The sequence below is a fragment of the Sphingomonas sp. genome, assembly GCF_051962185.1.
GTDB lineage: Bacteria > Pseudomonadota > Alphaproteobacteria > Sphingomonadales > Sphingomonadaceae > Sphingomonas.
Window position 1 is genome coordinate 1 of sequence record NZ_JBQCCN010000241.1, and the last position, 3,706, is coordinate 3,706.

A 3,706-nucleotide genomic window follows, 5' to 3' on the forward strand; every position below is an offset into this window, starting at 1 on the left:
GTCCATGGCGCCAACCGCCTGGGCTCGAACTCGCTGATCGACCTCGTCGTGTTCGGCCGCGCGACCGGCAAGCGCATCGCCGAGATCACGCGCAAGGATTCGAAGCACGGCACCGTCGTGAAGGCCGCCGACGACCAAGCGATCGAACGGCTCGACCATTTCCGCAACGCCAAGGGCGGCAAGCCGACCGCGCAGATCCGCGCCGACATGCAGCGCACGATGCAGAAGCATTGCGCGGTGTTCCGCGACACGGCGCTCCTGTCGGAGGGCGTCGAGCATATGGACGTGGTCTACAAGTCGCTCGCCGACGTCGGCATCACCGACCGTTCGCTGATCTGGAACACCGACCTGGTCGAGACGCTCGAACTCGACAATCTGCTCGGGCAAGCCGTGGTCACCATCCGGGGAGCATCGAACCGGAAAGAGAGCCGCGGCGCGCACATGCACGAGGATTTCCCCGAGCGCGACGACAAGAACTGGATGAAGCACACCATCGCCACCTTCGACGGCTGGGGCGGCAAGGGCGGGAGCGTGTCGCTCGATTACCGCCCGGTGCACGACTACACGCTGACCGACGACGTCGAGTACATCAAGCCGAAGAAGCGGGTCTATTGATGCGACGCCTGGCCTGGTGCGCGACGGCCATAAGCGTTCTGGCGCTGACGCCCGTCGCGCAGGCGGCTGACCGGTCGTTCAAGTCACCGGCGGGAACAAAGATCAAGCTCTACGATCGGAGCGGGACGCGTCTGTTGCGCGTATCGTTCCAATTGAACGGCAGGGGCGAGCCCGGGTTCGACCAGGCGGTCAAGGATATGCTGCAGGCGATCGCCGAGGTCGCGCGCGATCAGTCGAGCGATGTGTTCGCGGTGACGAACATGTTCTGCACGGGAACGACCCTGTTCAGCACCGACTATAACGGATGCGCGGTCGAAGGCGCGTGGTTGAAGCCGGGCGAGGCGGTTCTCGTAACGCGGGCCAAGGACAACAGGCCGGTATATTTCTCGACCGCCGCCGCCCTGTCTCAGTCGATCCCCAGCGATTGGACCGGGCGCCTGCATTTGCGCGATGGATTGACCGGCAAGGTCAATGTGGTCGAAGCGAGCGGCGGCTCGGACAGCGATGTCCTCGGCGCCGCAACGGGGCAGAATTAGGTCGGCAGGCGCCGCAAAAGACCTCCCGGGGGTTCTTAAGCCGCGTTGTCGATCCCGAGTTCGCCCAGCTTGCGATAGAGCGTTGAACGCCCGATCCCGAGCCGCCGCGCGACTTCGGTCATGCGGCCGCGATAATGGCCGATGGCGAGGCGAATGACGTCGGCCTCGATCTCTTCCAGCGGGCGCATGTTGCCGTCGGCGCGGAACAGCGTGACGCCGCCGCTGGTCGCCATCTGCGCACCCGGGCTCGCCACGCGTTGCGTGCCGAGCGCTGCGATCTGCGGGAAATCGGCGCGGGTCAGCGCGTCGCCCTCGCACAGCACGGCGGCGCGGAACAGCGCGTTCTGGAGCTGGCGGACATTGCCCGGCCAGTCGTAGCGGCCGAGCAGCGCCAGCGCGTCGTCGGTGATGCCGAGCGGGCGCAGGCCGGGCTGATCGGCGATCCGCGCCAGCAAGTGACGGGCGAGCGCGGGAATGTCGCCGGTGCGTTCGCGCAAGGGCGGGATCGTCACCTGGACGACATTGAGGCGATAATAGAGGTCTTCGCGGAACCGCCCGGCCTCGACTTCCTCGATCAGGCGCTTGTTGGTCGCGGCGATCACCCGGACGTCGACCTCGCGGACATGGCGCGCGCCGATCGGCTGGACTTCGCCCGATTGCAGCACGCGGAGCAACTTGACCTGGGCATCGAGCGGCATCTCGCCGATCTCGTCGAGGAACAAGGTGCCGCCGTCGGCATCGGCGAATTTGCCGATCTTGCGCTCGAACGCGCCGGTGAAGGCGCCTTTTTCGTGCCCGAACAGTTCGCTTTCGACGAGATTGGCGGGAATCGCGCCGCAATTGATCGCGATCATCGGTTTCTTGCCACGCGGGGATGCCGCATGGATCGCCTCGGCGACGACTTCCTTGCCGACGCCGCTCTCGCCCTCGATCAGCACGGGCACGCGGGCGCGCGCGGCCTTGGCGGCGATCGCCAGCGCGGCGCGGAAATCGGGCGAGGCGCCGACGATCTCGTCGAAGCCGAGCAAGGCCGGAATCTTTTCGGTGAGCGGCCGCAACTCGCCCGCCTCGGTGCCGGCGACGACCGCTTCGAGCGCCGACAACAGGCGATCGGCGGCGAACGGCTTGACCAGGAAATCGGTGGCGCCCGCGCGCATCGCGGCGACCGCCTGCGCGACCGAGCCGTTGGCGGTCAGCATCAGGATGGGAAGCTGAGGACGGCGGACGCGCAATTCCTTGATCAGCGCCTCGGCTTCCGCCTCGGGGCCGAAACTGTCGAGCAGGATCGCGTCGAGCTGCATTCCGTCCTGGGTGCCCAGGGTCGCGATCGCGGTCTCGCCATCGGCCGCGAACACCGCGCGCCACTCACGCCGCGCGGCGATCGCCGAAACCAGGCGGCGCTGCGCGGGTTCGTCGTCGATCAACATCAGGAGGCGCTGTCCGTTGCGCGTCATCCCGCCCTCTTCTTATCCCAATTCAGGCGCTAACCATAAGGCGAGGGGGTAAAGGTGAGCTTAAGCGCGCGCAGTATCGAAGTTCGTGCTTGCGGGCTTGAGGCGCGGGGCGGCGGTGGCTAAGACCGCGCTCACAATCAGGGTGGAGAGACGTACGGCATGGCCGACCATACCGACATGAAACCGCATGAAGCGACCTATCACTCGGTCCTCAACATGCTCAAATACGGCGCGGTGGGGTGCTTCCTGGTCGCGCTGATCGTGATCTGGCTCATCTCCGGTCACAAGTAAGAACGGCGTGAAGATCGCCGTCCTGCGGGAAACCGCTCCGGGCGAGCGCCGCGTCGCGGCCACCCCGGAGACGGTCAAGAAGTTCGTCGCGCTCGGTGCCGAGGTCGCGGTCGAACAGGGCGCTGGCCTTTCCGCCAGCTTCGACGATGCCGGGTACGAAGGCGCGGGCGCCAAGCTCGGCGCGCGCGCCGCGGTGCTGAAAGGCGCCGACATCGTGCTGGGCATCCAGGGACCAGATCCCGCCGAGCTCAAGGACGCCGCGAAAGGCGCCTGGATCGTCGCCGGCCTCAATCCGTTCGGCGAGCGCGCCCGCGTCGATGCCTATGCCGCCACCGGCGTCGAGGCGCTTGCGATGGAATTCATGCCGCGCATCACCCGCGCGCAGTCGATGGACATCTTGTCGAGCCAGGCCAATCTCGCCGGCTACAAGGCGGTGCTCGACGCGGCGGCCGAATATGGCCGCGCCTTCCCGATGATGATGACCGCCGCCGGCACGGTGTCGGCCGCCAAATGCTTCGTCATGGGTGTCGGCGTCGCGGGTCTGCAGGCGATCGCGACAGCGCGGCGGCTCGGCGCGCAGGTCTCGGCGACCGATGTGCGCTCGGCGACCAAGGAGCAGATCCAGTCGCTCGGCGCCAAGCCGATCTTCGTCGAGAATGTCGCCGGGATCGAGGGCGAGGGATCGGGCGGCTATGCCACCGAAATGAGCGAGGAGTACCAGAAGGCGCAGGCCGAACTGGTCTCCGGCCATATCGCCAAGCAGGACATCGTCATCACCACCGCCCTGATCCCCGGCCGCCCCGCGCCGCG

At 67.0% G+C, this 3,706-nt stretch carries 3 protein-coding genes and 2 pseudogenes; 4 read left to right on the forward strand and 1 reads right to left on the reverse strand.

Annotated features, from left to right (window positions below; translation table 11 throughout):
* Positions 1 to 615: pseudogene (locus ACTHJR_RS15555) on the forward strand (succinate dehydrogenase/fumarate reductase flavoprotein subunit); the annotation flags it as partial.
* Positions 615 to 1,151, forward strand: coding sequence for a hypothetical protein (locus ACTHJR_RS15560; RefSeq protein WP_440524153.1), 537 nt, complete (start codon positions 615 to 617; stop codon positions 1,149 to 1,151). The pseudogene ACTHJR_RS15555 and the gene ACTHJR_RS15560, both read left to right, overlap by 1 nt.
* Before the next feature lie 35 nt (positions 1,152 to 1,186).
* Here the strand turns inward: ACTHJR_RS15560 and ACTHJR_RS15565 are convergent, their stop codons facing one another.
* Entirely contained in the window at positions 1,187 to 2,605 is a 1,419-nt protein-coding gene (locus ACTHJR_RS15565) for a sigma-54-dependent transcriptional regulator (protein ID WP_440524154.1), read from the reverse strand.
* Between the two features lie 153 nt (positions 2,606 to 2,758).
* Between ACTHJR_RS15565 and ACTHJR_RS15570 the strand changes: the two are divergent.
* Positions 2,759 to 2,896: pseudogene (locus ACTHJR_RS15570) on the forward strand (aa3-type cytochrome c oxidase subunit IV); the annotation flags it as partial.
* Positions 2,897 to 2,903: 7 nt separating this feature from the next.
* Positions 2,904 to 3,706: NAD(P)(+) transhydrogenase (Re/Si-specific) subunit alpha (locus ACTHJR_RS15575; RefSeq protein ID WP_440524155.1), on the forward strand; the 803-nt coding region annotated here is incomplete at its 3' end.